The organism is Rhodococcus sp. D-46, from assembly GCF_011290655.1.
Lineage (GTDB): Bacteria > Actinomycetota > Actinomycetes > Mycobacteriales > Mycobacteriaceae > Rhodococcus_F > Rhodococcus_F qingshengii.
In genome coordinates this window covers 235,894-261,648 of record NZ_JAANTF010000002.1, presented here as the reverse complement: position 1 = coordinate 261,648, position 25,755 = coordinate 235,894, and the positions used below count along the sequence as shown (strand labels likewise).

Annotated in this window: 27 protein-coding genes; 13 read left to right on the top strand and 14 right to left on the bottom strand. The window is 61.4% G+C overall.

What is annotated here, in order from left to right; genetic code table 11:
- The first annotated feature begins 63 nt into the window (after positions 1–63).
- On the top strand, positions 64–1,356 hold the full coding sequence (locus G9U53_RS05895) for an MFS transporter (RefSeq protein WP_165638444.1): 1,293 nt from the start codon (positions 64–66) through the stop codon (positions 1,354–1,356).
- Here G9U53_RS05895 and G9U53_RS05890 read toward each other — a convergent pair.
- Positions 1,331–2,344 carry an ABC transporter substrate-binding protein gene (locus G9U53_RS05890; protein ID WP_231917411.1) on the bottom strand — a complete coding sequence of 338 codons (1,014 nt, stop codon included), beginning with the start codon at positions 2,342–2,344 and terminating at the stop codon, positions 1,331–1,333. The two genes, G9U53_RS05895 and G9U53_RS05890, sit on opposite strands and share 26 nt — an antisense overlap.
- An 88-nt stretch (positions 2,345–2,432) precedes the next feature.
- Here G9U53_RS05890 and G9U53_RS05885 point away from each other — a divergent pair, with 88 nt between their 5' ends.
- Positions 2,433–3,260, top strand: coding sequence for a transglutaminase domain-containing protein (locus G9U53_RS05885; RefSeq protein ID WP_030536164.1), 828 nt, complete (start codon positions 2,433–2,435; stop codon positions 3,258–3,260).
- 12 nt (positions 3,261–3,272) lie between these two features.
- The gene (locus G9U53_RS05880) at positions 3,273–4,067 is read left to right on the top strand and encodes a 2-phosphosulfolactate phosphatase (RefSeq protein ID WP_165638443.1); all 795 of its coding nucleotides are present in this window, start codon (positions 3,273–3,275) and stop codon (positions 4,065–4,067) included.
- On the opposite strand, the gene G9U53_RS05875 is transcribed toward G9U53_RS05880, so the two are convergent.
- From G9U53_RS05875 to G9U53_RS05860, 4 genes are all read right to left on the bottom strand, one after another.
- Positions 4,022–4,813, bottom strand: a complete 792-nt coding sequence (locus G9U53_RS05875; RefSeq protein WP_054780764.1) for an ABC transporter permease — start codon at positions 4,811–4,813, stop codon at positions 4,022–4,024. The two genes, G9U53_RS05880 and G9U53_RS05875, sit on opposite strands and share 46 nt — an antisense overlap.
- A complete protein-coding gene (locus G9U53_RS05870) occupies positions 4,810–5,751 on the bottom strand; it encodes an ATP-binding cassette domain-containing protein (protein ID WP_165638442.1) in 942 nt (313 codons plus the stop codon). Before G9U53_RS05870 ends, G9U53_RS05875 begins: the two co-directional genes overlap by 4 nt.
- 14 nt (positions 5,752–5,765) lie before the next feature.
- A complete protein-coding gene (locus tag G9U53_RS05865) occupies positions 5,766–6,641 on the bottom strand; it encodes a DUF4097 family beta strand repeat-containing protein (RefSeq protein ID WP_165638441.1) in 876 nt (291 codons plus the stop codon).
- A 65-nt stretch (positions 6,642–6,706) separates the two neighbouring features.
- Complete coding sequence (locus tag G9U53_RS05860) at positions 6,707–7,222, bottom strand: toxin-antitoxin system HicB family antitoxin (protein ID WP_007730367.1); 516 nt, start codon at positions 7,220–7,222, stop codon at positions 6,707–6,709.
- A 131-nt stretch (positions 7,223–7,353) separates the two neighbouring features.
- On the opposite strand from G9U53_RS05860, the gene G9U53_RS05855 reads away from it, so the two are divergent.
- A complete protein-coding gene (locus G9U53_RS05855; RefSeq protein WP_003943124.1) occupies positions 7,354–7,950 on the top strand; it encodes a CHAP domain-containing protein in 597 nt (198 codons plus the stop codon).
- Here the strand turns inward: G9U53_RS05855 and G9U53_RS05850 are convergent.
- Entirely contained in the window at positions 7,941–8,711 is a 771-nt protein-coding gene (locus G9U53_RS05850) for an acyl-ACP thioesterase domain-containing protein (RefSeq protein ID WP_003943026.1), read from the bottom strand. The genes G9U53_RS05855 and G9U53_RS05850 overlap by 10 nt on opposite strands.
- Before the next feature lie 124 nt (positions 8,712–8,835).
- On the opposite strand from G9U53_RS05850, the gene G9U53_RS05845 reads away from it, so the two are divergent.
- Entirely contained in the window at positions 8,836–9,180 is a 345-nt protein-coding gene (locus tag G9U53_RS05845) for a metalloregulator ArsR/SmtB family transcription factor (RefSeq protein ID WP_007730375.1), read from the top strand.
- Positions 9,180–9,851 (top strand): cation transporter, encoded by a 672-nt coding sequence (locus G9U53_RS05840; protein ID WP_207624041.1) that lies wholly within the window; start codon positions 9,180–9,182, stop codon positions 9,849–9,851. The genes G9U53_RS05845 and G9U53_RS05840 overlap by 1 nt, the downstream gene beginning before the upstream one ends.
- A 54-nt stretch (positions 9,852–9,905) precedes the next feature.
- On the opposite strand, the gene G9U53_RS33440 is transcribed toward G9U53_RS05840, so the two are convergent.
- Positions 9,906–10,379 (bottom strand): SRPBCC family protein, encoded by a 474-nt coding sequence (locus G9U53_RS33440; RefSeq protein WP_064688140.1) that lies wholly within the window; start codon positions 10,377–10,379, stop codon positions 9,906–9,908.
- A gap of 145 nt (positions 10,380–10,524) precedes the next feature.
- Between G9U53_RS33440 and G9U53_RS05830 the strand changes: the two genes are divergently transcribed.
- Positions 10,525–10,941 (top strand): hypothetical protein, encoded by a 417-nt coding sequence (locus G9U53_RS05830; RefSeq protein ID WP_003943077.1) that lies wholly within the window; start codon positions 10,525–10,527, stop codon positions 10,939–10,941.
- Between the two features lie 95 nt (positions 10,942–11,036).
- On the opposite strand, the gene G9U53_RS05825 is transcribed toward G9U53_RS05830, so the two are convergent.
- Positions 11,037–11,249 (bottom strand): hypothetical protein, encoded by a 213-nt coding sequence (locus G9U53_RS05825; RefSeq protein WP_003943015.1) that lies wholly within the window; start codon positions 11,247–11,249, stop codon positions 11,037–11,039.
- 258 nt (positions 11,250–11,507) lie between these two features.
- Here G9U53_RS05825 and G9U53_RS05820 point away from each other — a divergent pair, with 258 nt between their 5' ends.
- Genes G9U53_RS05820 through G9U53_RS05810 form a run of 3 tightly spaced genes read left to right on the top strand, consistent with a single transcriptional unit; the run spans position 11,508 to position 14,593 of the window.
- Positions 11,508–12,167 (top strand): GAP family protein, encoded by a 660-nt coding sequence (locus G9U53_RS05820; RefSeq protein ID WP_007730384.1) that lies wholly within the window; start codon positions 11,508–11,510, stop codon positions 12,165–12,167.
- 15 nt (positions 12,168–12,182) lie between these two features.
- Positions 12,183–12,896 carry a GAP family protein gene (locus G9U53_RS05815; protein WP_042451601.1) on the top strand — a complete coding sequence of 238 codons (714 nt, stop codon included), beginning with the start codon at positions 12,183–12,185 and terminating at the stop codon, positions 12,894–12,896.
- Positions 12,893–14,593: a SulP family inorganic anion transporter gene (locus tag G9U53_RS05810; RefSeq protein WP_165638439.1), complete on the top strand. Its 1,701-nt coding sequence runs from the start codon at positions 12,893–12,895 to the stop codon at positions 14,591–14,593. Before G9U53_RS05815 ends, G9U53_RS05810 begins: the two co-directional genes overlap by 4 nt.
- Here G9U53_RS05810 and G9U53_RS05805 read toward each other — a convergent pair.
- The 5 genes from G9U53_RS05805 to G9U53_RS05785 form a co-directional block, all read right to left on the bottom strand.
- On the bottom strand, positions 14,585–15,406 hold the full coding sequence (locus tag G9U53_RS05805; RefSeq protein WP_003942972.1) for a hypothetical protein: 822 nt from the start codon (positions 15,404–15,406) through the stop codon (positions 14,585–14,587). The two genes, G9U53_RS05810 and G9U53_RS05805, sit on opposite strands and share 9 nt — an antisense overlap.
- Before the next feature lie 14 nt (positions 15,407–15,420).
- Positions 15,421–18,120, bottom strand: coding sequence for a LuxR C-terminal-related transcriptional regulator (locus G9U53_RS05800; RefSeq protein ID WP_165638438.1), 2,700 nt, complete (start codon positions 18,118–18,120; stop codon positions 15,421–15,423).
- A gap of 175 nt (positions 18,121–18,295) precedes the next feature.
- Entirely contained in the window at positions 18,296–19,258 is a 963-nt protein-coding gene (locus G9U53_RS05795) for an asparaginase (protein WP_007730395.1), read from the bottom strand.
- Positions 19,259–19,273: 15 nt separating this feature from the next.
- Positions 19,274–20,719, bottom strand: coding sequence for an amino acid permease (locus G9U53_RS05790; RefSeq protein WP_165638437.1), 1,446 nt, complete (start codon positions 20,717–20,719; stop codon positions 19,274–19,276).
- The gene (locus G9U53_RS05785) at positions 20,719–22,158 is read right to left on the bottom strand and encodes an aspartate ammonia-lyase (protein ID WP_058038379.1); all 1,440 of its coding nucleotides are present in this window, start codon (positions 22,156–22,158) and stop codon (positions 20,719–20,721) included. The genes G9U53_RS05790 and G9U53_RS05785 overlap by 1 nt, the downstream gene beginning before the upstream one ends.
- Before the next feature lie 216 nt (positions 22,159–22,374).
- On the opposite strand from G9U53_RS05785, the gene G9U53_RS05780 reads away from it, so the two are divergent.
- Complete coding sequence (locus G9U53_RS05780; protein WP_050655023.1) at positions 22,375–23,085, top strand: FadR/GntR family transcriptional regulator; 711 nt, start codon at positions 22,375–22,377, stop codon at positions 23,083–23,085.
- Positions 23,082–23,843 carry an ankyrin repeat domain-containing protein gene (locus G9U53_RS05775; RefSeq protein WP_165638436.1) on the top strand — a complete coding sequence of 254 codons (762 nt, stop codon included), beginning with the start codon at positions 23,082–23,084 and terminating at the stop codon, positions 23,841–23,843. Before G9U53_RS05780 ends, G9U53_RS05775 begins: the two co-directional genes overlap by 4 nt.
- On the opposite strand, the gene G9U53_RS05770 is transcribed toward G9U53_RS05775, so the two are convergent.
- A complete protein-coding gene (locus G9U53_RS05770; RefSeq protein ID WP_347570804.1) occupies positions 23,828–24,844 on the bottom strand; it encodes a helix-turn-helix domain-containing protein in 1,017 nt (338 codons plus the stop codon). The genes G9U53_RS05775 and G9U53_RS05770 overlap by 16 nt on opposite strands.
- A 99-nt stretch (positions 24,845–24,943) precedes the next feature.
- Here G9U53_RS05770 and G9U53_RS05765 point away from each other — a divergent pair, with 99 nt between their 5' ends.
- Positions 24,944–25,750 carry an alpha/beta hydrolase gene (locus G9U53_RS05765; RefSeq protein ID WP_007730412.1) on the top strand — a complete coding sequence of 269 codons (807 nt, stop codon included), beginning with the start codon at positions 24,944–24,946 and terminating at the stop codon, positions 25,748–25,750.
- Positions 25,751–25,755 lie beyond the last annotated feature (5 nt).

Below are 25,755 nucleotides of genomic sequence, written 5' to 3'. Positions count from 1 at the left end.
AGTTAACCAATTGTAAAATGGCAGATTTCCACAGAACGCCGTGCGGGCAATAGTCTTCTGATCGTGGTACTCAGTGAGCGTTTCCCCGGTAACAAGACCTTCGCGAAGGTTCGTGTCCTGCCGCCGGTGGTGAAGCTGCTCCTCCTCTCGATGGTGCTGTTCAACATCGGGTTCTATCTGGTTGTCCCCTTTCTGGCGGTGCACCTTTCGGAGGACCTCGGATTTGCGGCCTGGATTGTCGGCCTCGTCCTCGGATTGCGGATGTTCAGTCAGCAGGGCATGTTCTTCATCGGTGGAAGCCTCGCCGACAGGTTCGGCAAGCGTCCGATCATCCTGCTGGGCATAGCCGTTCGTGTAGTCGGTTTTCTGATGCTCGGTCTGGCAGAAAGCATGAGCGCCGTGATCGTCGGCGTGCTGCTGGTCGGCTTTGCTGCCGCGCTCTTCGCGCCCGCAGTGGAGTCGGCCAACGCGGAGTACGGACGCGAACTCGAGTCCGCCGGAGTTATGCGTCGTACCGATTTGTTTGCAGTGGAACAGATGTGCAGCCGCCTGGGAACCGTGATCGGTCCGGCGCTGGGAGCTGCTCTGTTGATGTTTCCGTTCTCGTGGACGGCGTCGAGCGCCGCGTTTCTCTTTGCGATCATGTGGGTCGGGTTCTTCATCTGGTTCCCCCGACCGGGCGATGCCCACGACGGCCCGGTGTCGACCTATACGCTGCGCGACGTCTGGCGAAGTGTCCTGACCAACAACAACTTTCTGCTCTTCGCGACGCTCTGCAGTTTTCAGCTGGTTGCGTACAGCCAGCTGTACCTGATGCTTCCGGAACAGCTCGAGCGCGGAATCGGTTCGCAGTCGGCGCTGGGATGGTTCTACGTGGGCGCGGCGGTGTTGGTGATCGTCGGGCAGGGACCGACGGTCGCGGTTGCCCACCGCATCGGGCATCGGCGCGCGATCACCTTCGGGCTTGTGCTCATTTCGGTGTCGTTCCTGGTTCCGCTGGTCACCGGCGTCGACTCCGCAGCTTCGGCGTCGACGCAGATAGTCGGTCTGGCGGTGTGGATCGGGCTGCTGCACCTGGGACAGATGTTGATGGTGCCGCCGATGCGAGACACCATCGCGATCCTCGGTCGTGAAAGCAACCTCGGAGCGCACTTCGGCATGCTCAACACGATCGGCGGTCTGCTCGCGCTCCTGGGAACCGTGGGAGTCGGATTCGTGTACGACCTCGTCGACAACGGCCACGCAGCGCCGGCGTCACCATGGGTGATCGTTGCGCTCTGCGTGGCCGTGTCGGCTGTGGTGTTGTGGGTGTGGTCAGGCCGAACGAAAGTTATCGACCAGCGATCGTCTGATTGATCTTTGCGACGAAATCTTCCAGCACAAACGGAATGGTGAGTGGGTTCGGCATGGACACCGCGTCACTGACGATGGGGTCCAAGCTGATCAGGCCTCCGGTCTCGACCACGTTCAGATTGGTGAACGCCGGCTGCGACTCCATCTCGGCGCGAGCCTTCTCGTAGTTGTCGAAGAGCAGGTAGTCGCACTCGAGGAGGTCGTAGTTCTCGGCGGAGATCTCGTAGTTCAGCTTGCCCGCGAACCGATCCTTCAGTGCGGCAGGCGCCGTGAATCCCAATTGCGTGAGCAGCTGAGCCCGCGCTGCCTCGGGGCTGAACGCTCGCAGATTTCCGTCGCTCCAGCGAATGACGAGAGCTGCTGTCTTGCCTTCGAACTGGGGGTTCTCCGCGCGGGTGCGAACGATGAGGTCTTCGACTTCCTGGACCTCCTTCTTTGCCTGCGCGGGAACGCCCACAGCCGTACCGATGCGGGTCGTGACTTCCTGCCAGGGCAGAACCCAATCCGTCTGATCGGCGGCGTGCAGCACCGTCGGCGCGATGGCGCTGAGCTGCTTGTACAGATCCTCGTCGATCGCGTTGTTGACGGCGATGATCAGGTCAGGCGCTGCAGCCACGATCGTTTCGATGTCGAAATCGGTGGTGGCGTTGGCCAATGGCGTCGGCTCGGCGCCCTGGACTGCGGAGTCGGCCCAGACGCCGATTCCGTCGTCGGTCGATCCCTTCCACACCGGGACCAGGACGGGCGTCAGCCCGAGGGAAAGCAAAACGTCCGCGTCGCCGATACCGACCGCTGCGATGCGGCTGGGTGCCTGCTCGATGGTGGTGGAGCCGAACTTGTGGTCGATCGTCACCGGGAAGGCGTTGACCTCGGCGTGAGCACCTTCGGTGCCGGGAGTGGATTCGTCTTTCGCACTGTCGCCGCAGGCAGCAAGGGCGAAACCGGCTGCTGTTGCGAAGGTGACGGACAGCATGGCACGGCGGCTCAACATAGGGTTCACGGCAACCTCGGGTTTCATGGTTATGGGACCCTAACCATAGTGGAGTTGCTGTGTCGGCAGTGTTTGTTAACCTCCGCCCATGACGGCGGTTCTCGACTACACATCAGCAGGACCGTTCACCCGCATCGACGGGGTGGACATGCTCGCCCTCGAGTCGCTCCCCACCGACCCCATGCAAATATGCCGGGTAGTGCCGTACCTGGTGGTCCAACCCACCGATGCACGGTCGCTGAATCTGCCCACCGACCGATTCGACGAAAACCAGATCCGGCCGGCAAGCGTTCTGCTTCAACGCCTGCTTGCGCTCGATCCGGCACCGGTGACCTCCGCCCGAGAACCCGACAAGCGGCTCGTCGGAACCTGTCGGCACTTTGCTGTTTTGAGTTGTGCGTTTCTGCGCTATCGCGGAATTGCCGCTCGCGTCCGCTGTGGTTTTGCCACCTACTTTCAACCGGGACAGGGCGTGGACCACTGGATCACCGAGTACTGGGACGACGCCGGCAAGCGGTGGATCCGCATCGATTCGGAGATCCTCGGACAAAACGTCCTTCCTCACGCCCATAACCTGCAGCCGGGAGAATTCCTCAGTGGTGGTGAGGCGTGGCTGGCGTATCGACGCGGCGTGATCGACGGGTCCCAGTTCGGGGTGTACGGCACCGAGAACTGGGGGCCTGCCGAGATCCGCGGCAACGCAGTGAAGGATCTTGCCGCGATGAACAAGGTCGAAACTCTGCCGTGGGACGAGTGGGGTCGTATGACGGACGCCTACGACGGAAAGACAGGCGCCGACTACGACCTACTGTTGGACGATGTCGCCGCGGTGTGCGCCGCCGACGATCCCGTTGCCGTGCGAGCACTGTACGAGCACGATGACTTGCGCGTGCCGGACAAGCTGATTCGTTTCTGAGATGCTGGTGCGATGAATCCGGAGCATCGCCAACTCGATTACGGACTTCGATTCGACTGGGGGTTGCGCGGCGCCGAAGCGATTGCTGCCGGCGTCGATGTGGCAGTGGTGGTAGACGTTCTCTCGTTCACGACGACGCTGAGCGTTGCCGCCGACGCGGGAATCGACGTACTTCCCTTTTCCTGGAATGACGAGAGTGCGGTCGACTACGCGCGTGATGCCGATGCGGTTCTGGCTGTACGGCGAAGTGTGGCCAGAGAGGGTCAGATCAGTCTGTCTCCCAAGACGATTCGCGAGACCGAGGTGTCGAGTCGGCTGGTGCTGCCGTCTCCGAACGGGTCGACTATCGCGTTTGCGTTGGCGTCCGAGGTTGCGGTGTGTGTCGGCGCTTCCTTGAGGAACGCTTATGCCGTCGCGGATTGGATTGTGCACGAACATGGTCCGGGATCGCGGGTTGCGATAGTCGCATCCGGGGAGAAGTGGCCCGGTGGAGAGTTGCGCCCGGCGGTGGAGGATCTGTGGGGTGCCGGTGCGGTTGTCACGGCGCTGACCGCTGCTGGTTGGGACGGCCACGTATCGCCCGAGGCTCGGATGGCGGCGGATGCGTGGGCGGCGGTGGCGGATTCGTACGAGGACCGCCTGCGGGACTGTGCCTCAGGACGTGAGTTGATCGCCATGGGGTTTCCACACGACGTCGCCATCGCCTCGGAACTCGACGACAGCGACACCGTACCTGTTCTCGAAGATCGTGTGTTTCGAGGTCAGCGCACCGGGCGTCGGTTGAACAAACTCCGTGCCCAGAGGTAGGAGAGGAAGGTGATTGCGACGCACCATCCGATCGCGAGTATCGCGTTGTTTCCGATGGCTTCGCCGAGAAGAAGTCCTCGAAGAGTCTCGATGATCGGAGTGAACGGCTGATACTCGGCGAACCATCGCAACACGGTCGGCATCGAGTCGGTGGGGACAAAGCCGCTTCCCAGGAACGGCAAGAGGATCAACACCATTGGAAGGTTGCTGGCCGTCTCGACACTCTTGCTGACGAGGCCGAAGGCGACCGACAACCAGATCATGGCGATGGAGACCAGGACGAGGAGTGCAAACGTCGCGGCCCACTCCACGAAGCCTGCAGTGGGCCGGAAGCCGACGGCTATCGCTACGGCGATGACGACAACGAGGCTCACGATCGTCTGAAGGAGGCTGCCGAGAACGTGACCGGTCAGGACGGACGTGCGCGTGATCGCCATCGTTCGGAATCGTGCAATGATCCCGGCGGTCATATCGGTTGCGACGGAGATGGCAGTACCTTGTGCCGCTGATGCCACGGTCATCAGAATAATCGCCGGTGCAACGTAATTGACATACTCGGCTCGGCCGCCACCGCCGGGGCCGAGGCCGTTCCCGAGCGTTCCGCCGAGCACGTAGACGAACAGCAGTAGGAAAACGACTGGCATTCCGACGAGCATCACCGTCATCGACGGATATCGAAGGATGTGTCGAATGCTGCGACGCAGCATGGTTTTCGAGTCCTGATAGGCAAGCGTCATGGTGGTCATCGCGCGTCGGTCCTTTCGGTGGCGGTCAGAGTCAGGAACACGTCGTCCAGGTCGGGTGTGTGCACGGAGAGTTCCTTGACGTCGATCGAGTGAGCGTCGAGTTGGTCGAGAAGAGAGCGCAGCGAGCGGACACCCCCGTCGCTGGGGACCTGGAGGACGTAGGCGGCATCGTCACGTGATGATTCGTCGAAAACAGCTGCAGCAGAATCGAGCTGATCTCGGTCGAAGAAGTGAAGACGAATGTGGCCGCCGGGGATGTGCCGTTTGAGTTCCGCTGCCGTACCTTGGGCGACGATCCGTCCCTGATCGAGGACGGCGATGTGGTCGGCCAGCTGATCGGCTTCCTCGAGGTATTGCGTCGTGAGGAAGATGGTGACACCGCCCTCGACCAACTCCCGGATGATCTGCCACATGGTGCGTCGACTCCGGGGGTCGAGACCGGTGGTGGGTTCGTCCAGGAAGATGATCTCCGGCCCCCCGATCAACGTCATTGCCAGGTCGAGCCGTCGACGCATGCCGCCCGAGTAGGTCGACGCCAGCTTGTCCGCGGAGTCGATCAGATCGAACTTCTCCAGGAGTTCGTCAGTGCGCGTTCGACGTTCGTCCTTGCCGAGATGGTGCAGGTCGGCCATGAGGAGAAGGTTTTCCTCACCGGACAGATAGTCGTCGACCGCTGAGAACTGCCCGGTGACGCCGATGCGCGAACGCACCGCGTCGGGATCGTCGGAAGGGTTGTACCCGGCGATGCGGATGTTGCCGCCGTCTGCCGGAACGAGGGTCGAGAGAATTTCCACCATGGTGGTCTTGCCGGCGCCGTTGGGGCCGAGGAGCGCAAAGACGGTTCCGCGGTCGACGGAGATGTCGATTCCGTCCAGTACCGTCTTGTCGTCGTAGGCCTTCTTCAGGCCCGTCGCGGTGATGGCTGGTTTACGGGACATCAGCGTTCCTTTCGCTAGATCTTCTTGTTGGATTCTTCTCGAGGCTCCGAACGTCGAATGACGATGTCGCCGTAGCTGGTGTGTGCCCGGACGTCTACCCGGCGTTCAGTGGAAGCCGGACCGTGCGTGGCATTCATCTGGTTGTCGACGCGGCCGAAGGACGTATGAGCGTCGAATCGTGCGGCGGTTCCGGATCGAACGCCGATATGGATTCGCCCGGCGGCCGTCTTGGCGGATACGACTCCACTCTCGATGGTCTCGAAACGGATGTCGCCGTTGGCGGTTGCGGCGCTCGCATCGGATTCGGCGTGCTCGACGGCGACACTGCCGTTGGCGGTCTTCGCCTTCAGTGCGCCGGTGATCGTGCCGATGTTGATGTCGCCGTTGGAGTTCTTGACCTCCGCGTTGCCGTCGACGCGGCCGATGCGGATGCTTCCGGACCCGGTGCTCGTGTCGATGTCACCGGCCACGTGCTCGACGATGATCGCGCCGGCCCCGGTGCTGATGTTGAGCGGCCCGGTGGTTTCCAGTGTGCAATCGCCCGCGGAAACCTTCACCCGTGTTCGTCCGAGAGTGCCTTCGCTACGGAGGTTGGCAACTGCAGCAGTGCCTTCGAGTTCCGAGCCGGAGGGAAGCTGAACGGAGATGTCCACAGATCCTGTCTTCCCGAAGATGCCGAGGCCGCGCTGTTTCGGAGTCTTGATCTGCAGCCGGCCACCTGCGAATTCGACGCGTGTTTGTTCGGCGACTCGAACGTCGACCTCGCGAGACGAGTTGCTGGGCAACACTTCCACGACAGTGTCGTTGCGGCTGCTCGCCGTGATCCGGATGTGTGCGACTGCCACGTCGAAGTTCAAGGTGATGGGGTCAGGTGTGCTGAATGTAGGCATGGTGATACTCCCGATGAGGTTGTCTCGGTTGATGAAAGAGGGTGGTGCGAAAGATGAAGCCGGTGTCAGTGCACCCAGCCGCTGAAGCTTTCGGAACCTTGGGACGTGCGCTGTCTCGGAGTGCTTCTGTTCGCGCCGCCTTCCAGAGCCGTTGCAGCCGAGCGAACCAGCCACGCGTTGACGGAGATACCGGCTTCCCGGGCCGCCGCCTCGATCCGGTCTTTGAGGTCTTGCCCCAGCCGCAGGTTGATTCGAGTCATCGAGGCGTCGTCGGACTCCGTGACGGGGCGCGGTGCCGGAGTCGGGTCCTCTTCGACGGGGGCTGGAACCGGTTCACTGATGGCTGGTGCCACCACGAATTCGGGTTCGCGTCCCCGCAGGCGCAGGTCCACCGAACCCGGGGCGAGGTCACGCGTGATCTCGGCGGCTGCCGCAGACAATGCGTCGAGAAGGGTGAGTCGCACTGCTGATTCCAGCGGTGCGGTCAAACGATCGGCGAGTGCCTTTGCGTCTTCTCCGCCTGCTTCGGCCGCCACCGCGAGTTCGTGGCGAAGGTTGTCTACGTACGGTGTCAAGTCCATGGCATCACTATGGCACCACTTTGGTGCCACCGCAATAGTTTGGTGGCACATTCGTGTGAATTTGGTGAGAATTGCCAGGTCATCGGGGTGGTTGGCGATTCGGTCCGCGGCAGGCTGGCACACTCGTAGGGGTGAGTCCTGCCGAATCGAACCGCCGACGCCGCATCGTGCTCTGGATTGCCGGGGTGCTCGGCGTCGTGATCGTGGTTGGGGTGGTGGTCGTCGCGGTCGCACCATCGCGGTACCTGCCCTGGGACACGGCTGAGTTCCCGGCGGTGGACGCGAGTGCGCTCACGTCGGATCAAGGTCGGGTGCTCGAGCTACTGCAATCCGAGCATGAGCAGGACCGTCCGGGCACCTTCTATTCCGACGGCATCGACGAAGAGTGGTGCGCCGACTTCGTCAGCTGGATCATGAGGGAAGCGGGTCGACCGTTGTCCAACCCGAACTCCGGAAGTTGGCGCATCCCGGGGGTGTACACCTTGCAGGAGTATTACCAAGGGATCGGCGCGTACGCCGAGAACGGCAGCGGGTACACCCCGAATGTGGGTGATGTGGTGATCTACGACAGTTCGAGATGGGTCGGTCAGCACACCAACATCGTTGTGGCAGTGGACGGCAACTCTGCGATCACGGTTGGCGGCAACGAGTTCGGCAAGGTGCGGGTTCATGATCTGGACTGGCAATCCGACTCTGCCGTCGTGGGATTCGGAAAACTTCACCCCTGATCGTTGCTCTTCGGAGACAAGGCGAACCACCGCGCCGACGCACGTGCCTCGTCGCCTGCGTCGATGTGCAGCGTGTTCGTGCCGGTTCGCACGCTCACCTGCTCACCTCTCTTGATGGGCTGGGTGTACTCGAGGATCGCGCGAAAGGGCCCGCTTCGTAATCTGTCGGGCAGCGCATCTTCCACGGGCTGCCAGTAGATTGCGTTGTTCACGTGATCGAAGGGGTCGAAATCGCTCGAGCGCAACGGGAACGGCGTATCCGCTGACGGCGTCGTGTCCGGGGTCGGGTCGATCCACCGACGCCAGTGAAGATGCTGGTCCACGGCCGTTGATGCCAGGGCGGCGGTGAACTTCTCACTGATGGATGCCGGCATTCCCGTCTTCGGGTCGATGTTGATCCAGAACGCCTCGGTTTCGATCAACCCGCCGCCATCGGATCTGATGCGAACTCGCATCGAACACCACTTGTTCGACAGGCCTGAACACCAGCGCTGCAGATGAACTCGATCCGGCCAGACGACCGGTTCGAGTACATCGATCACCGTTCTTCGTACCATCCACAGCGGGTGTGTATCCATGGCGCCGCGGTCGACGAGATTGTCGAAGCCCGCGTCTTGGAGGTAGCGCGCGATCGCGTCGAGGCGCAGTTGTTTGTCGGTGTGGATGTCACCCGTACGCACCGGCCACGAGGCCTGGAAGATGCTTCCGGTTGTCGGTAGTTCGGCCATCGCTACGTGGTCGTCGACTTTTGTACGGTTCATCGGATGTGGGCTCCCGGTGTTCGCTTGGTTGGGTGGCTTCACGCTTGCGTTACCCGATGGTGGGATCTTGAACCATCGGAGTTCATCGTTTTCTGAATCCAGTTTTCGATGTACTGTCGCACGTATGGATATCGAGGGCGTAGATGTGGTGACCAACGTGGCGGTGCTTGCGAGGTTCGGGCATGCACTGTCCGACGAGACTCGGACACGGATACTGCTCGAACTGAAGACCGCACCGCGGTATCCGTCCGACCTCGCTGAAACGCTGGCTGTGACCAGGCAGAAGCTGTCCAACCATCTGGCGTGCCTGCGCGGTTGTGGCTTGGTGGTGGCCGTCCCGGAAGGGCGCCGGACCAGATACGAACTCGCCGATGTACATATCGGTCGGGCCCTCGACGACCTGCTCGGGGTCGTACTCGCGGTGGATCCGTCGTACTGCCCGGACAGCGAATCAGAGGGGTGCTGCTGATGGTTGCGCCCGTTGACGGTGTCGGGCTCTCGACTTACCGGCGTGCGCTCTTGTCGAGAAGAATTCGCATCTTCGTGGCGATCACGATCAGCTACAACGTCGTCGAAGCGATCATCGCGCTGGCGGAGGGCACACGGGTGTCGTCCGCAGCACTGTTCGGTTTCGGCCTCGATTCGGTGATCGAAGTGTCCTCGGCGGCAGCTGTTGCCTGGCAGTTCTCGGCGCCGGATCCGACGAGCCGTGAGAAGGCGGCACTGCGAGTGATCGCATTCTCGTTCTTCGGGCTCGCTGCGTATGTCTCGTTCGACGCGATTCGGTCGCTGTTCGGTCTGGGGGAAGCTCAGCACACGAGCGTCGGAATACTCTTGGCTGCGGTGAGTTTGGCGATCATGCCGGCCCTGTCCTATGCGCAACGCCGAGCCGGTCGGGAGTTGGGTTCGCTGTCGGCGGTCGCGGATTCGAAGCAGACGCTCCTCTGTACCTACCTTTCTGCGGTCTTGCTGGTCGGTTTGCTGCTCAATTCGGTACTCGGCTGGTCGTGGGCGGATCCGATTGCTGCACTGGTCATCGCCGTCATCGCGGTGAAAGAAGGCATCAACGCGTGGAAGGGCGATCCGTGCTGCCCGGTTGTGGCTGTGCCCGAGAGCGGTGACGAGTGCGACTGCTGCTGAGTGAACACAGGTTTTGTCGAGTGAGCACTCGCTGCGGTGCGTCAGAGCGGGTGTTCACTCGATGAAAGGCGTGCCGACTTCTGCGCGGCCCTTGATGTGCGCGGCGCGTTGCTCGAGAAGGCGCCGCAGATACGGGCCGACAGCCAACCTCAGCGCCAGGTGTCCGAGCGCCCCGAAGGGGGCCGTAACCGTGAAGCGGTCATGCATCCGCGTCCACCCACCCGGCTGAACGTCGAAGACATGCTCGTGCCGCATTGCGGCAAACGGGCCGCGGACCTGCTCGTCTGTGAACGAGTACGGACGGTTGTACTGCGTGATCCGGCTTGTCATCGAGAATCTCCACCCGAGATGCCGAGCAGTGAACGACACCTCGTCGCCCTCTCCCAGCGTCGATCTACCCGTACTCGGGACTGCCACCTCATCTGTTGCGCGGAGCGAGGCCGAGTGTTCGTCCATGTCGAGTTCGAGATCGAAGATCACCGCCGGTGGAGCATAGATATCGGTGATCACGACTACGGTGTGTTGCACAGTGCCAGTCTGCCAACATTGGTTTGCGATCCCGGCAAACGGGTACGGGTCGGTGACCTGCGGTTCATCCGCGACGGGTGATGTTTTCGCCTTCCAGCCCCTCGAGACTGAGTAAGGGAAGTGCATTCTGTCGAAAGGAACGCTGATGACTGCTCCACCGCGGGAACCCGCGAATCACCCTGTCCGGCAGGGTTTCGCGGTAGGTACGACGTTTGCAGCAGCAATTCTGCTGCTCACCGCAGGCATTGTCGCTCTGCTTCAGGGCATCGCGGCCGTTGCCGACAACAATCTGTTTGTCGTGGGTATCAACTACACGTACAAGTTCGACATCACGACGTGGGGTTGGATCCACATCATCTTGGGCATCATCGGGATCGTGGTGGCCCTCGGCCTCTTCACCGGTGCAGTGTGGGCCAGGGCGGCGGCAATCGTCATTGCGTCGCTCTCGATCATCGCCAACTTCTTGTGGATGCCGTATTACCCACTGTGGTCGATCCTGGTCATCGCGCTCGATGTCGTTGTGATCTGGGCGGTCGCGACCTGGGACAGGGACAGAGTCTAGGCACCGAACAACCCGAGAGCAGTTGGTCCCGACCGAGTCGACTCGGTCGGGACCATCGCTCGTGCGTGGGACATTTCGACAGGGTGTGGCTCGGATCAGTCTGGGAGTCGACGCATTTCGGCGACGGTCAGGCCGAGGGAATCGAGACGGGCCATGATGCTCCGCATAGCCGTGTGGTCCGCGACGGGTCCGTACAAACTGGTGAACCCGCCGGCGGCACTGGCGACACTGAGTTCAGGAAATGCGGCCTTGACGCGGTCCGACACTTCGCCGTCGATGAGGAATTGATACCGAGTGGGAGCATTCATCAGTATCCGCTCCATTTCGTAGGGCCATGAGGTTCGAGAAGGCAGCGCTCCGAGCCTCGAAATCGCATGTCGTCAAGTGCAATCGGCGTCGCTGCCCGATCCAGGACTCCGCATCCGTGGGATCCAGTCTTACTCCCGTACGCGCTCGGGGCGTCATCCCCTACGGGTGAATGTCGTCGCGGGTCCGTTCATCCCTTTTGTGTGAGGCTCCGTAGAGTCGCCACCCCTAGTGTCGACCGGGAGAGAGAAGAGGTCGGCATGGGATCTGTCATCGGGGATCTGTTACCCCTCGCGGTCGGCGTTGCGGTATCGCCGATCCCGATCATCGCGGCAATCTTGATGTTGTTGTCCAAGCGTGCCGGCAGCACGAGCGTCGGGTTCGCGCTGGGCTGGATACTGGGAATCGTCGTCGCCACCGTGATCTTCGTGCTTCTGTCCAGCAAGCTCGGTGACTCCGAAGGTGATCCGTCAGCGACAGTGTCGTGGATCAAGCTGGCGTTGGGTGTATTGCTTCTTGCGTTCGGAGTCAAGCAATGGCGCGGACGCGGAGGCGAGCACGAAACCCCGAAGTGGATGCACGCCATCGATGACATGACCGCTGTCAAAGGCCTCGGCTTGGGCTTCGCTCTGGCTGCGATCAATCCGAAGAATCTGATGATGTGTATCGCGGCCGGAATCTCGATCGGATCCGCGTCATTGGGCTCCGGAGAAGTTGTTGTCGCCATTCTGGTTTTCACGATCATCGCGGCCTGCACAGTGTGCGTGCCCGTGATCGGCTACCTCGTTGCCGCGGAGCGACTGCGTGGTCCGCTGGCCAAGCTGAAGGTGTGGTTGCAGGAAAACAACGCCACGGTGATGAGTGTGTTGATCCTGGTTATTGGTGTTGTTCTCATCGGCAAGGGCATCGGCGGTCTCTGACAACTGGAGGTAGTTATGGGATCGCTGCTACTGCAACAGATCCCGCTGGCGCTCGGGATCATCATGAGCCCGCTGGCGGTTGTCGCCGTTGTGGCCGTACTGTTTTCCGAACGAGCGCGTATCAACAGCATTGCGTACTTGATCGGGTGGTATCTCGGAATAGTTGTCGCGCTGGCCGGTTCGTACGTCATCTTGACCGCACTCCAGGTTCATCAGCGCACACACCCTCCGCTGTGGGTGCCCATCATCCATCTCGTTCTCGGGGCAACTCTGCTGGCGGGTGCCTGGTTCGTCTACTCACGCAGTCGTCGCGGGGTTCAGGCGATGGCGGCTGCAGTTGCCCCTGGCGACGTTGTGGCTGCGGCCCCTCAGCTGCCGAAGATGCTGCAATCGGTTGAGCACTTCCAACCAATGCGATCCGGTGTGCTCGGTTTCGCGCTGTTCGTTCTCAACCCCATCGACATGTCGTGTGCCATCGCAGCAGCGATGAACCTTCGTCTCAGCACCGTGGCACCGACGTCGCAGATCGTCTCGGCCGTGATCTTCTCGTTGGTGTCCGTGACCTCGGTCGCGGTACCTGTTGCCCTCCTGCTGATCAAGAAGGACGAGGCAACCGAACCGCTGCTGAAGATCCGCACCTGGATAGCCACCAACACGCACTTGCTGAACGTCGGGCTCCTCGTCCTGATCGCGGCGATGCAGATCAGTAAAGGGGTGCAAGGACTATGAGTGCTCCGCACACGCGGACCTGGTGGGTCTTCGGATCGTTGTCCGACTATCAACGCGCTTGGCTTCGCCCCGACATCATTGCGGGCCTTACGGTGTGGGCTGTCCTTGTTCCGGAAGCGCTCGCGTACGCCACCATCGCCGGAGTTCCGCCGGTGGTCGGGCTTTATGCTGCGGTTCCGTCATTGATTCTGTATGCAGCAGCCGGCAGTTCGCGCCATCTGATCGTCGGGCCGATGTCGGCGACCGCAGCGTTGTCCGCGGCGATGATTGCGCCATTGGCTTCAGGAAACGACGGCCGATTCATCGCGCTGTCGGCGGCATTGGCGATCGTGACCGGGCTCGTCCGACTGCTCGCAGGATTCATGCGCCTCGGATTCATCGCGTCCTTCATCTCCGAGCCGGTTCTCAAGGGATTCATCGTCGGTCTGGCGCTCACGATCATCATCGGTCAAGTACCCAAACTCCTGGGCGTGGACAAGGGGGAGGGAAACTTCTTCGTCCAGACGTGGACAGTGGTGAAGGAACTGGGTGAGGTCGACCTACCGACCGTGATCATCGGATTGCTCAGCCTGGCAATGGTCCTGGGCGTCAAGCGATGGCTTCCGCTCGTACCGGGTTCGCTCCTCGTCGTGCTGCTGGGCATTACCGCAGTAGCGTTGTTCGGCCTCGACGATCGTGGCATCGACATTGTCGGACACATCGACTCGGGCCTGCCGTCGATGGGTCTGCCGAGTGGTGTGGGAGCCGAGGACTACCTCGACCTGGTCGGACCGGCGGTCGGCGTTCTGCTCATCGGTTTCGCCGAAGGTCTTGGCGCTGCAAAGACATACGCGGCCAAGGCCGGCTACACCATCGACGCGAATCGTGAACTGGCAGGACTGGGTGCGGCCAATCTCGGATCGGGTCTCTGCTCGGGAATGGTGGTCAACGGCAGCCTGTCGAAGACCGCCGTCAACGGAGGAGCGGGCGCCAAATCTCAGGTCAGCGGACTGGTGGTCGCGGCACTGACGCTGGTGACACTGCTGTTTCTCACCGGCCTGTTCGAGAAGTTGCCAGAGGCGACGCTCTCGGCTGTGGTCATCGCAGCAGTGATCGAACTGGTCGATTTCTCCTCTCTCGCAGCGCTGTACCGGGTGTGGACGAAGAGGTTGGGCAGTATCTACGGGCACGCTGCCCGGGCCGATTTCGCCGCGGCGATCGCGGCGATGTTCGGGGTTCTCCTCTTCGACACGTTGCCCGGTCTGATCATCGGAATCGCCGTCTCGATGTTGCTGCTCCTGTATCGAGTCTCCAAACCGCACGTGGCTGCTCTGGCCAAGGACGGCACGCGCTGGGTCGACATCAGTGGGCATCCTGATCTGAAGACACTCGACGGCGTCGTAGTGGTCAGGGTCGAAGCGGGGATGTTCTTCGCCAATGCCGATCACGTGCGTGATCAGATCACCGGTCTGGTGACCGCCGGCACCACCATGGTCGTTCTCGACGCCGAGACGTCACCGTTCATCGACGTCAGCGCTGCGCAGATGTTGGCTCAGCTTCGAGATTCGTTGGCACGCAGGAATGTGAGCTTCCGAGTGGCACGCGACATCGGGCAGTTCCGCGACGTTCTGTCCGGTGCCGACCAGGGCGCGCTGAAGGTCGACGTCTATCCGACCGTCTCGCAAGCGCTTGCAGGTCGAGACAACACCTCAGCGTGATGTCCGAAGCCAGATTCCCAGGGGACCGGAATCTTTGGCCACTGATCCGACGATCGACGACGCGACAACCACGATGGCCGAGAAGATGAACAGCCAGCCGATGACGGTGAACATCACGCCCAGAAGACCGAACTCGTCCTGCGACGTCTTTGTCATTCGGGGGAGGAAAAGAGTGCCGGCCACGTGCAGTCCGGTCAGGCCCGTCGCGGTGAGCAATCCTGACCCGACGCACATTCGAGTGGTCATGCGATTGGCCGTCAGCAGCATGGGCACGGCTGTCCACACGAGTGCCCACACGACGTAGACCGCTGTGAATTCCAGGACTCTGCCAACTCCCGGAACGCCATTCAGCTCACGGCACAGGGCCGCACCGACCACCGACGCGGCCACGACGCACACTACCGCGAACCACCGCCACGCCTGACGGAGTGTCGCCGTCGGCACGCTCCAGATCCGTCCGTACATCCGGCCGAGAGCGCGAGCGTAGGACGTGGAACTGATCAGCAGCATGAGCAAGCCGACAATCCCGAACGCTGCCGCGGTAGAGGTACTGGTCAATACGGTGTCGGGGAGTTGGACGCCGAGGTCGTCTTTGGCGGCATCAGCCAACGGCTTCAGCTTCTCCAAGGTCGACGCTGCAATCATGACCGGGAGCAATGACGTAAAGGCCTGGGCCGCCAAAGTCATGGCGCTGTCCACGAGCCCGACTTCGAAGACCCCGATGGTTGCATCAGTCGCCAACCGTCGACTGGGTGTACGTCTCGCCCACACTGTCAATCGATCGCGCGTATCGGAATACAGCTTCGGGGGCATGGAAGCAGTCTTGCTCAGATGAGTCCGCCGCGTCGCGCAGCCTTGAGCGCGTCGCGTCGGTTGCTCACTTCCAACTTGCGATAGATCCCGCGAAGATGCGTCTTGATGGTGTTGACGGAAAGGAACAGCGTGTCGGCAATGGACTCGGTGGTGTCTCCGGAAGCCAGTTCACGGAGCACGGTGTATTCGCCTGGCGTGAGGATCGGTGCACTCACCAATTCTTGTGGGCGAATGCGGCTACGTACCTGTTCGGCAAATGCTTCCTGATCGCCGAAATGTCCACTGAACTCGTCGAACACCGGCCGCAGGGATGCGCCGTAGTCGAGGAAGGGGCGTAGCAGGCTACCGGCTTCCGCGGCGCGCAGCGCTTTGTGGAGGGAGCGAAACGACTTGCGCTCGTGACCTGTTGCAGCGTGGATCCCGGCTTCGAGTGTCCAGGCGTAGACGTGATGTGCGAGCAACGGGATTTCGGAGGACCCGAGAGCTTCGGAAACTTCGACGAGTGCTTCCGCGAACTTGTTGGACGAGAAGGCGACGGCACCCCGTGCGAGATGTATCTCCGACGTTTCTCCGAATTGATCGGCTGCGTCACGCACGAGTCTCGCTGCCCATTCCACCTCGCCGACGGAAAGGCATGCGTGGACGACGGGTGGTAGAAGAGCCAAGGTCGCGAACGCGAAGGTACGTAATTCGATCGCGCTGAGCATCGCGTCGCGGACATCGGCGGCGGTCGAGCGTCGGTCGGTCGAGCCGTCGAGACCGTGAAGGCCGAAGGTTACGACGGAGTGCCACCCGAACACCGGCGCGCTGGCGCCGAGAACGTCTGTGCTCCGGTAGTTTCCGATTGTCGGGATGCGGTACGGGAGTTCGCTCGAAGCGCAGAGATATGTGGCAAAGGCGGCCACCGACGCGGACAACTCGTACTCCGCAGTCGTCGTGATGCGATGTTCGACCGCGTAGTCGAGAGCGTAGACGGAGTGAGCCCTCATCGCCCCGATGTCTCCGCTGAGAGAAGCTACGTAGCCCAGTCCGGTCAGCGACTTCAAGACGAATCGCGCCCTGCCCCGTATTGTCCCGAGTGCGACGGCTTGAGTGTATTCGACAGTCGCCCTGTCGAACTCACGTCGCAGTAAGTGTGCCGTCGCCAATTCCATGTGTGCGTAGGCTTCGATGTCGGAGTGGGTGCTCTTCTGACGCCGCTCCAGACGTGCCGCCAGCGGCTCGTTGTCGGAAGTCGCCGTAACGCAGGAGATTTCCAGGCTCATCGCCAGGAACAATGGATCTTCTGCAATCGGTGGATGAGTTGCCTCGAGAAGATCGAGGCACGTGGTCGCCGAGGTCACGTCACCGGAGTGGAGGGCGGCCGCCGCCAGCACCAGTCGGGTGATCGGGGATTCCGAGACCTGCGTCGACACCGATTCCAGGACTCGCACGACGTCCCCGCAGTGCCCGTCGAGTACGAGGCCCAGCCCGCAGCGTTCGAGAAACGCGAGAATGCGGTGTGGGTCTCCGATCGACACCTCGAGTTCGAGCGCCTCGAGTTCGAAGTGATTGCTTTCGAACCAGCTTGCTGCTCGCAGGTGTACGCGGTTTCTCTCGACGTGATCGACGCGACGGAACTCTGCCCGAAGGTGCTCGCGCAAGAGAGGGTGATAGCTGAACCACGTTGTGTGGTCGGCGGAATCGGTACGGGTCACGGGGAAGTTGAACTGAATCAGCGAGTCGATCTCGGATAGAGCGTTCGAGTCCGTCAGAGTTTCCGCCAGTTGGGCGGAGAAAGAATCGACTACCGATGTTCGCAACATGAACGAGGTGACATGTTCGGGCAAGGACGTCAGTACCTCGTCGACGAGAAAGTCGGCGATCGGGCGGGGTGTGTGCGTGAACTCGTCCAGTGCATCGCCGATGTCACTGCGGCCGGCCAGAAACGCGGCGGTCAGGCGAACGACGGCGCCCCACCCCTTGGTGAAGTTCTCGACGATTGCGAGTTCGTCGTCGCGCAGCGTGATGTCGTACTCGCCGAATATCGCGGTGATCTCGGAGCGATCGAAAGCGAGATCGGTGGATGCAAAGCGGGTGAGTCGGCCGTCGAGAGCCAGACGATGCCACGTGAGCGGTGGTTCGTAGCGGGCGGCAACGATAATCGACAGGTTGCCCGGGGTCTGTGTGAGTATCCGATCGAGGAGACCGATCGACATCGGATCGTGGAGGGTGTGAACGTCGTCGAGGATCAACGTTGTTCGGCGCTCGTGCGTTTCGAGGGTTTCCGCAAAGTGCGCGAGCCACTGCTCGACGGGCGGCCTGGATCCGGTCTGCACGGGGAGCCTCTGGCCGGCCGCATCGACGGAGGTCGCGATCGCCTCGGCGAGGGATTCACACAGTATCGACACGTTGTTGTCGCGCTCGGCCAACGTCAGCCAGGCCAGCGCAACATCAGGGGAGGCTCGAGAATATTCGCGAGCCCAATCGGCCAGAAGTAGGGTCTTCCCCGCACCGGCCGGAGCCGAGAGCAACCCGACAGGCCCGGGGCCTGAGCCTTTGGTGGCAGTGGATGCGGTGAGTTTGCGGTGCAGGCGCGGACGCGCGACCAGTCCTTTCACGGCAGTTGGCGGGTGAAAACGACCGTTGAGTGCGGCGCCTGGCACGTGCGCTTGCCCGACGCGGTGAGCCGCGTCGAGCGTTACTGCAGCGGCATCACGAAATGGGCTGCTCATCCGACTCCTGTTCGACTGGCTGCACTGGACGTGACCGCTGGATCGAAATTTTGAACGAGTTAGATGATGTGAAACTACCCAATTCGGACACCAAATAAGCGTCCAAGTCGAAAATTCGGACCAAAGTCCCTGATTTAGTGAAGTGAATTTCGAACAATGAATGGTGTCGCCAGTTCTACCGCCCGAACGGCGGGGTGCGAGCAAACCTCGAATAGCGGTCGAATACCTTTTCCAGGCCCACGAGATCCGGATCTGACAACAAGGCTGCCAGAAGTACACGTGCCTGCCCGGCTCGAAGATCGGTGGAAAATACAGCGCCTGCGGCGATCAAGTCGTGCCCGCCACCACCGCCACCGTAAACCGGGGAGATTGGCCCCGAGGGCACCCGAGTTGTGACGGCTACCGGAATGTGAGCGCCTACGCAGTCTCGTACGGCCTCGACTATCGTCGGATTGGCATTTCCCGAACCGAGTCCGTCGAGAACAAGTCCCTGCGCCCCGGCGTGCACGCAGGCGTCGATTTGTACGCGGTCTGCCCCGGGATACACGGCGATGATGTCGACGCGGGTGTCCGAAATCGGATGCCACGGCAATGGTTCGGGAGTACGCAGCAGGAGCGGATCGATGTGCACGCGGCGGAAGGCATCGAGTGCCGTCGTATCGGACTTTCGCGTACCTGCGGCTGGATGGACCGAACCGCCGAAGGCGATGAGGACACCACGCCCGTGTGACGAGATGTCCAGTCCGGCTGAGATCGCCGCGGCGAGATTCGAACGAGCGTCGGATTCGGGATGGTCGAAAGTGCGCTGCGCGCCGGTGAAGACCACCGGGCGTTGGTCGTCGTGGTGCAGGTCCAACAAGAACGCAGTTTCCTCCATCGTGTCGGTGCCGTGAAGCACGACCACCGAGTCGAGTCCGGGATCTTTCAATTGATCGGCTACGGCGTCGCGAACACGATCCATGTCCGCGAAGGTCATGCTCGAGCTGTCCTTCGACATCACGTCGACGACTCGAAGCTCGATGTCGGTCTGCTCGTTGCCGACCAGATCTGCACCGGTGATTGCGGGCCGGCTGATTCCATGCGCATCCCGGGTGCTGGCGATGGTGCCACCGGTAGTGACAACTGCGACTTTCGACACTGTGGTCCTTTCACGTCAAGCTGCGGGGTGGTGGATGGCCAACTCGCGAATACGATTCCTGGCGGCGTACCAACCAATCATCAAGAGCGGTGCGATGATCGCGATGGATCCGACGGTCCACGTTCCAACAGGGTTGTCGAATGCCATCAACACGATAACGACCGCAAGAAAGACCAGTGTCGCGATCCCGGTGTACGGTGCGCCGAATACGCGGAAGGAAGGGCGAGTGACTTTGCCTTGTTTCGCAAGTTGCCAGAGCCTCAACTGGCACAGCACAATTACCGCCCATGCACTGATGATGCCCAGTGCCGCAAGATTGAGGACTATTTCGAAGGCTTGCGCTGGGACAACAGCATTGAGCCCGACGCCGAACAGGATGACCACGCCGGTGAGTGCGATTCCCCCGTACGGCACTCCGGCTTTGTTCATTCTGGCAGCGAAGGCAGGCGCCGAACCGGCCGTCGCCATCGAATGGAGTATTCGTCCGGTCGAATACAATCCGGCATTGAGGGAAGACAACGCCGCCGTGAGAACGACCAGATTCATGATCGCATCTGCGCCTTGGATGTTGATCGAACCGAAGAATGTGACGAATGGACTTTCACCGGCGTGGTATTCGGTGTACGGGAGCAACAGTGAGAGCAGCAGGACCGACCCCACGTAGAAGACGAGGATCCGAATGATCACTGTGTTGATCGCCTTGGGTATCACCTTCCGGGGATTTTCGGTCTCTCCAGCCGTGGTCCCCACGAGTTCAATTGAAGCGTAGGCGAACACGACGCCCTGAATCACCACGACTGCCGGCAGTATTCCGTTGGGGCACAGCCCACCGTTGTCGGCGATCAGGCTGAATCCGGAGGAATGCCCTTCGATGGGCGTGCCGAAGAGTACGAAATAGACACCGAACCCGAGGAATGCGGTCAAGGCCACGACCTTGATCAACGCGAACCAGAACTCCAACTCTCCGAAGACTTTCACGGACACGAGATTCAGTCCGAGAACCAGCAACACCGCGATCAGAGCGAACATCCACTGATCGATGTGTCCCAGTGGCGCCCAGTACTTTTTGAAGAAGTTCATGTACAACGCCACAGCCGTGACGTCGACCACGGCAGTCATTGCCCAGTTCATCCAGTACAACCAGCCCGCAGCGAAAGCCATCTTTTCGCCGAAGAATTCGCGTGCGTAGGAAACGAAGGATCCGGAGGTCGGTCGGTGCATCACCAGTTCGCCGAGTGCCCTCAGGATCAGGAACGCGAAGAATCCGCACAGCGCGTACACGAGAACCAAGGCCGGGCCCGCCTGTTGTAGTCGCCCTCCCGCACCCATGAAAAGGCCGGTTCCGATCGCACCACCGATCGCGATCATCTGAATTTGCCTGGGGCCGAGCGCTTTCTGATACCCAAGATCCTCCTCAGTCGCAGCTTCGGCGCGGCCTGTCTCTTCCCGTTCGACGGTCATCAAACCTCCTCCGCAACAGCGGTGGCATGAGGCTTCTCGCCCGAAACGCGGAGATTGGCGAGATGTTCGGGGCTGAGCAACCGATCGAGTTCCTCTCGGTCGAGCAGGCCGGCTTCGATTACGAGATCTGCGACGCGACGCCCGGAAATCAACGCCTCCTGGGCGATCCGAGTGGACGCGGTATATCCGATGTAGGGGTTGAGCGCGGTGACGAGGCCGATGGAGTCTTCGACTCGGGCGCGCAGCAGTTCGGTGTTAGCCGTGATGCCGAGTACGCACCGGTCCGCCAAAATGCGGCAAGCCGCACCGAGGTGTCGCATTCCTTCGGACAGTGAGTGCACGATGATCGGCTCGAAAGCGTTGAGTTGGAGCTGACCGGATTCCGCAGCCATCGTGATCGTCACGTCGTTGCCGATGACTTCGTACGCGACCTGATTGAGGACTTCGGGAATGACAGGATTGACCTTGCCCGGCATGATCGACGAACCTGCCTGCACCGGTGGAAGATTGATCTCGTTCAATCCGGCTCGCGGGCCCGAAGAGAGCAGCCGGAGATCGTTGCACACCTTGGACAACTTCACAGCGACCCGCTTGAGGACGCCGGAGAGGTGGACGAACTGGCCCACGTCTTGGGTCGCTTCGACAAGATCCGTTGCCAACACCAGCGGCAGTCCGGTCAGTGCGCCCAGGTCGGAACAGGCCACCTCGGCGTAGCCGGCGGGTGCGTTGAGGCCAGTGCCGATAGCAGTCGCACCGAGGTTGATCTCGTGAACGAGAAGAGCGGCCTCAGCCAGACGCGCCCGATCCTCCTCGATCATGACCGCGTAGGTCCCGAACTCCTGACCCAGGGTCATCGGCACGGCGTCCTGCAGTTGGGTGCGTCCCATCTTCACTGTGTCGGCGAACTGAAGAGATTTGGTCGTGAATGCGTTCTGGAGTGTAAGAAGTGCATCCAGCAGGTCATCGATCGCGAAGATCGTCGAGATATTCACGGCCGTGGGGTAGACGTCGTTGGTCGATTGGCTCAGGTTCACGTGTTCATTGGGGTGAAGCCGTTCGTAGTCGCCGCGCTGGTGGCCGAGGATTTCCAACGCGCGATTGGCGATGACCTCGTTCGCATTCATGTTCGTCGACGTGCCGGCGCCACCCTGGATGACGTCCACCACGAACTGTTCGTGCCACCGCCCGTCCACGATCTCCTTGCATGCCTGTGAGATGGCCTCCGCGCGCGGGCGGTCGAGGATGCCCAGCTTTTCGTTTGCGCTGGCTGCGGCCCACTTGACGTAAGCGATGCCGCGGATCAGATGCGGGTTCGTGGAGATTGTTCGACCAGTGATCGGGAAGTTCTCCATTGCGCGCAAGGTGTGGATACCCCAGTACGAATCGGCTGGAACCTCGCGATCGCCGAGCAGATCGTGTTCTGTTCGCGTTTCGAGCACTTGATCAATTCCTCGTGTCTCTTCGCGCAAGCATCACTCTGCGCGGTGGGTGTATTTCGGGATCGCAGCGCTGACGGTCGAGTAGTAGTCCCGCCCAGCTATCGGGCTATCAGGCTGTCTGACAGGTGTAATTGTTACCTCGCTCACTCCGGCACGTCAACCCTTCATCAGGTGCGATGTTTGACGCGGGTCTTCGGCAGTCGCAACAATGACGGCATGAACCTGTCAGACAGCTGGGCCACCAGGCGACCCGTCGCCTCGCGGGTGAGTGCTGCCGAGGCGGTTCTCGCCGACCTCCGTGCCGCAATAACCTCCGGCGAACTGGCAGTCGGAGAGCGTCTCCCGTCCGAGGCGTCCCTCGCCGAAAGACACGGGGTCAGTCGATCGGTCATCCGTGAAGCCCTGCGCTCGTGCCATGCCCTCGGGCTCACCGAGACGAAATCCGGGCTCGGCACCTTCGTCGTCAGCGATTCGATAGCGCGAGACCTCGACTTCGGCAGCTACGCGGCCAACGAGTTGGTCGAAGCGCGGCCGCATGTTGAAATTCCGGCCGCAGGGTGGGCTGCCCAACGGCACACAGCGGAGGAGTTGACGGCCCTCCGCGGACTGGTCCAGCAGATGCGTGACGAGGATGATCCGCTCGTATGGGTCGCACTCGATGCGCAGTTCCACGGACTGATCGCGAAAGCCAGTAGGAATCGGGTCTTCGAGTCGGTAATCGTCGATATTCGTGAAGCGTTGACAAGGCAGTCCGAGACACTCAATCTTGTTGCCGGTCGCCAGGAAAGGTCGAACGAGGAACACGAACGAATAGTCGAAGGAATCGCATCCGGCAGTTACGACCACGCCTCCAGGGCGATGGCCGAACATCTGGACGCCGTCAGGATGACGCTTGAAACTCTTGTCCAAGAAAGTAATCCGCTGTGACGGCGCTTCCGGGTAGGTCTGTCCTCGTCTGCGTTATCCTCGCGGTATCAGTGACCGGGGCGTTGGCCGGCTGCAGTTCGTCCGACACCCCGGTGACGTCGACGATCGCCGCGTCAGCGACGACAACGGCAGCTGTATCGATTACGGGCGTAAAGCCGCCATCGACGCCGGAATCCGAACGGGCACTCTTCGATGCGGTGGACCGCAATGATCCGGCAGCGATCACCGCGGCCCTGGCTTCGGGCGCGAACATCGAAGCTCGCGGCGAGGGCGAACGGACTCCACTCGTCGAGGCCACCAAGAACGACGCCGTCGCCGCGGCTTCTACGTTGATTCTTGCCGGAGCAGACGTGAACGCGAAGGATTCCATCCAGGATTCGGCCTTCCTGTATTCCGGAGCCGAGGGTTTGAAAGAGATTCTGGCGCTCACGCTCGCCCACGGCGCGGACGTCGACAGCGTGAACCGTTACGGCGGTACGGCGCTGATTCCCGCGAGTGAACACGCGCATATCGAGAGCGTCCGGATGCTGATCGCTGCCGGGGTTCCGGTCAATCACGTCAACGATCCCGGGTGGACGGCGCTACTCGAAGCCGTTGTGTACGGCGATGGTTCGGCGCGCTATATCGACGTGATCACTCAGCTTCTCGACGCGGGGGCAGATCCCTCGATCCGCGATGCATCGGGGAAGACCGCGTTGGACAATGCCGAAAGTCGTGGTCAGTCAGACGTTGTGAAGCTGCTTCAATTGCGGAGCTGACGCCAACGAGTCGGGCTCAGCCCGTAGGCCTGTCGAAAGCGTCGGCTGAAGTGTCCGGCGTCGACAAACCCCGCCCGGTGCGCAACGGTCGCGATCGGCAGATCGACGGTAGCGGGTCGAGCCAGTTCGTCCCGAGCCTTCTGCAGGCGCTGGGTGATGATCCACTGTTCGATCCGAAAGCCGTTGTCCGAGCAGATCTTGTACAGCTGTCGCAGTGAGATGTTGTGGGCGTGAGCAATTCGTGCGGGATTCAGTGTCGGATCGTGAAGGTGTTCACGGATGTATCGACGGATCGAAGTCATGGCAAGGGCCGATCTCGGAGCGGATGCGTCAGGATTCGCATGTGCGATCGAAGCGACCAAAGCACGCGCGAGTTCGATCGAGGCCTCGCCCAATTGTTCGGCGGCAGGATCGGTCTCCAACAGAGCGGCGCTGCGGAACAATTCACGAACGTGCGCGATCATCACGGGGTACAGATTGCTGTGATGAGGCCGGGTAGCTGCGTCCCGCACGGTGTCGATCGGCAGTCCCAGCCGATCCATCGGAACGTAGAGGCACTGGGAAGCGCCCGTTCCCGGCCAAGAGAAATCGTAGGTCGACGTCAGGTCCGTCATCAACAGTTCACCGGCGGGCACTCTGCGTTGTTCGTCGTGCTGAACTAGATGGCCGATCCCGCTCTCCTGCAGGGCAATCGCAAGGACGGGCATCGACGCGGACCGGACGTGACGTGGTGTTCGGGTCAACCGCATACCGGTCGACTCGGAGCGGAACAGTGATGCTGCACCGAGGTTCCACACGTTCATTCTCGCGCTCACTCGTTCCGGGTTCTCCAAGTGGATTGCGCACGGAACCGAGGCACGACCCATCGCGTCGACAAAGGCGTCCGCGCGTTGGTCAGGCTCCAACACGGAAGTATCCAGGAGCAAAGCCATGCAGCCCTGATACCCCGCGATGCGGACGCTCAACCAGAAGTTGTGCAGTGTGAGCTCAAAAGTCTGCACGGACAGTCACGTCCGTCGCACCAGGTATTTCTAGGATCGAAACGGGCGTGTCCCGGCTTACCGCAGTTTCTCGCTTTTCGACGAGAGTGAAGGAAACGCATGAAGATCTCACGTGTATTCACCGCAGTTCTGGCGTTACTCATGACAGTCGCGGCTGGAGTGATCTTCGGCTCCGGCGCTGCGGTGGCGAGCCCCAAGCCAACCGTCGTTCTCGTCCACGGCGCTTTTGCCGACGCGACCAGTTGGGACGGCGTTGCCGCCGACCTACGTTCGCGTGGCTATCGCGTCGTGGCGCCGGACAATCCTCTACGCGGGCCCGCTTACGACGCGTCCGTGATCGAGAAGACGGTTGCGGACATCGACGGACCTGTCGTGCTCGTCGGACACTCGTACGGCGGCGCGGTGATCACCAATGTTCACGACCCGAAGGTGCAGTCGTTGGTGTACATCGCGGCGTTTGCTCCGGTTCAGGGTGAGCCGGTGCAGATCACGATCGATCCCATCAGGTTTCCTGGCAGCCAATTGCTTCCTCCGGCTCTGGGATTGAAGATCGTCGACGATCCTCACGCGATCGGCGGGAAGAACGTCGACGGCTACGTCACGGACGAGTATTTCCATTCCGTCTTCGCTCAGGATGTTTCCGACGAGACAGCGGCAACGATGTTGGCGCATCAGAAGTCTGCGGCTTTGTGGGCGAACCTCGAGCTCGGCGGGCCACCGTCGTGGGCGAACACACCGAGCTGGTATCTGGTTGCCGGTGAGGATCGCGTGATCCCCGCATCGGCGCAGCGGTTCATGGCAAACCGGATGGGCGCGAACACCAGCGAACTCCCGACCTCCCATGCCTCGCTGGTCTCACAGCCAGGGGCAGTGGCAGACGTGATCGTGGCGGCCGCTCACGGGTGAGTGTG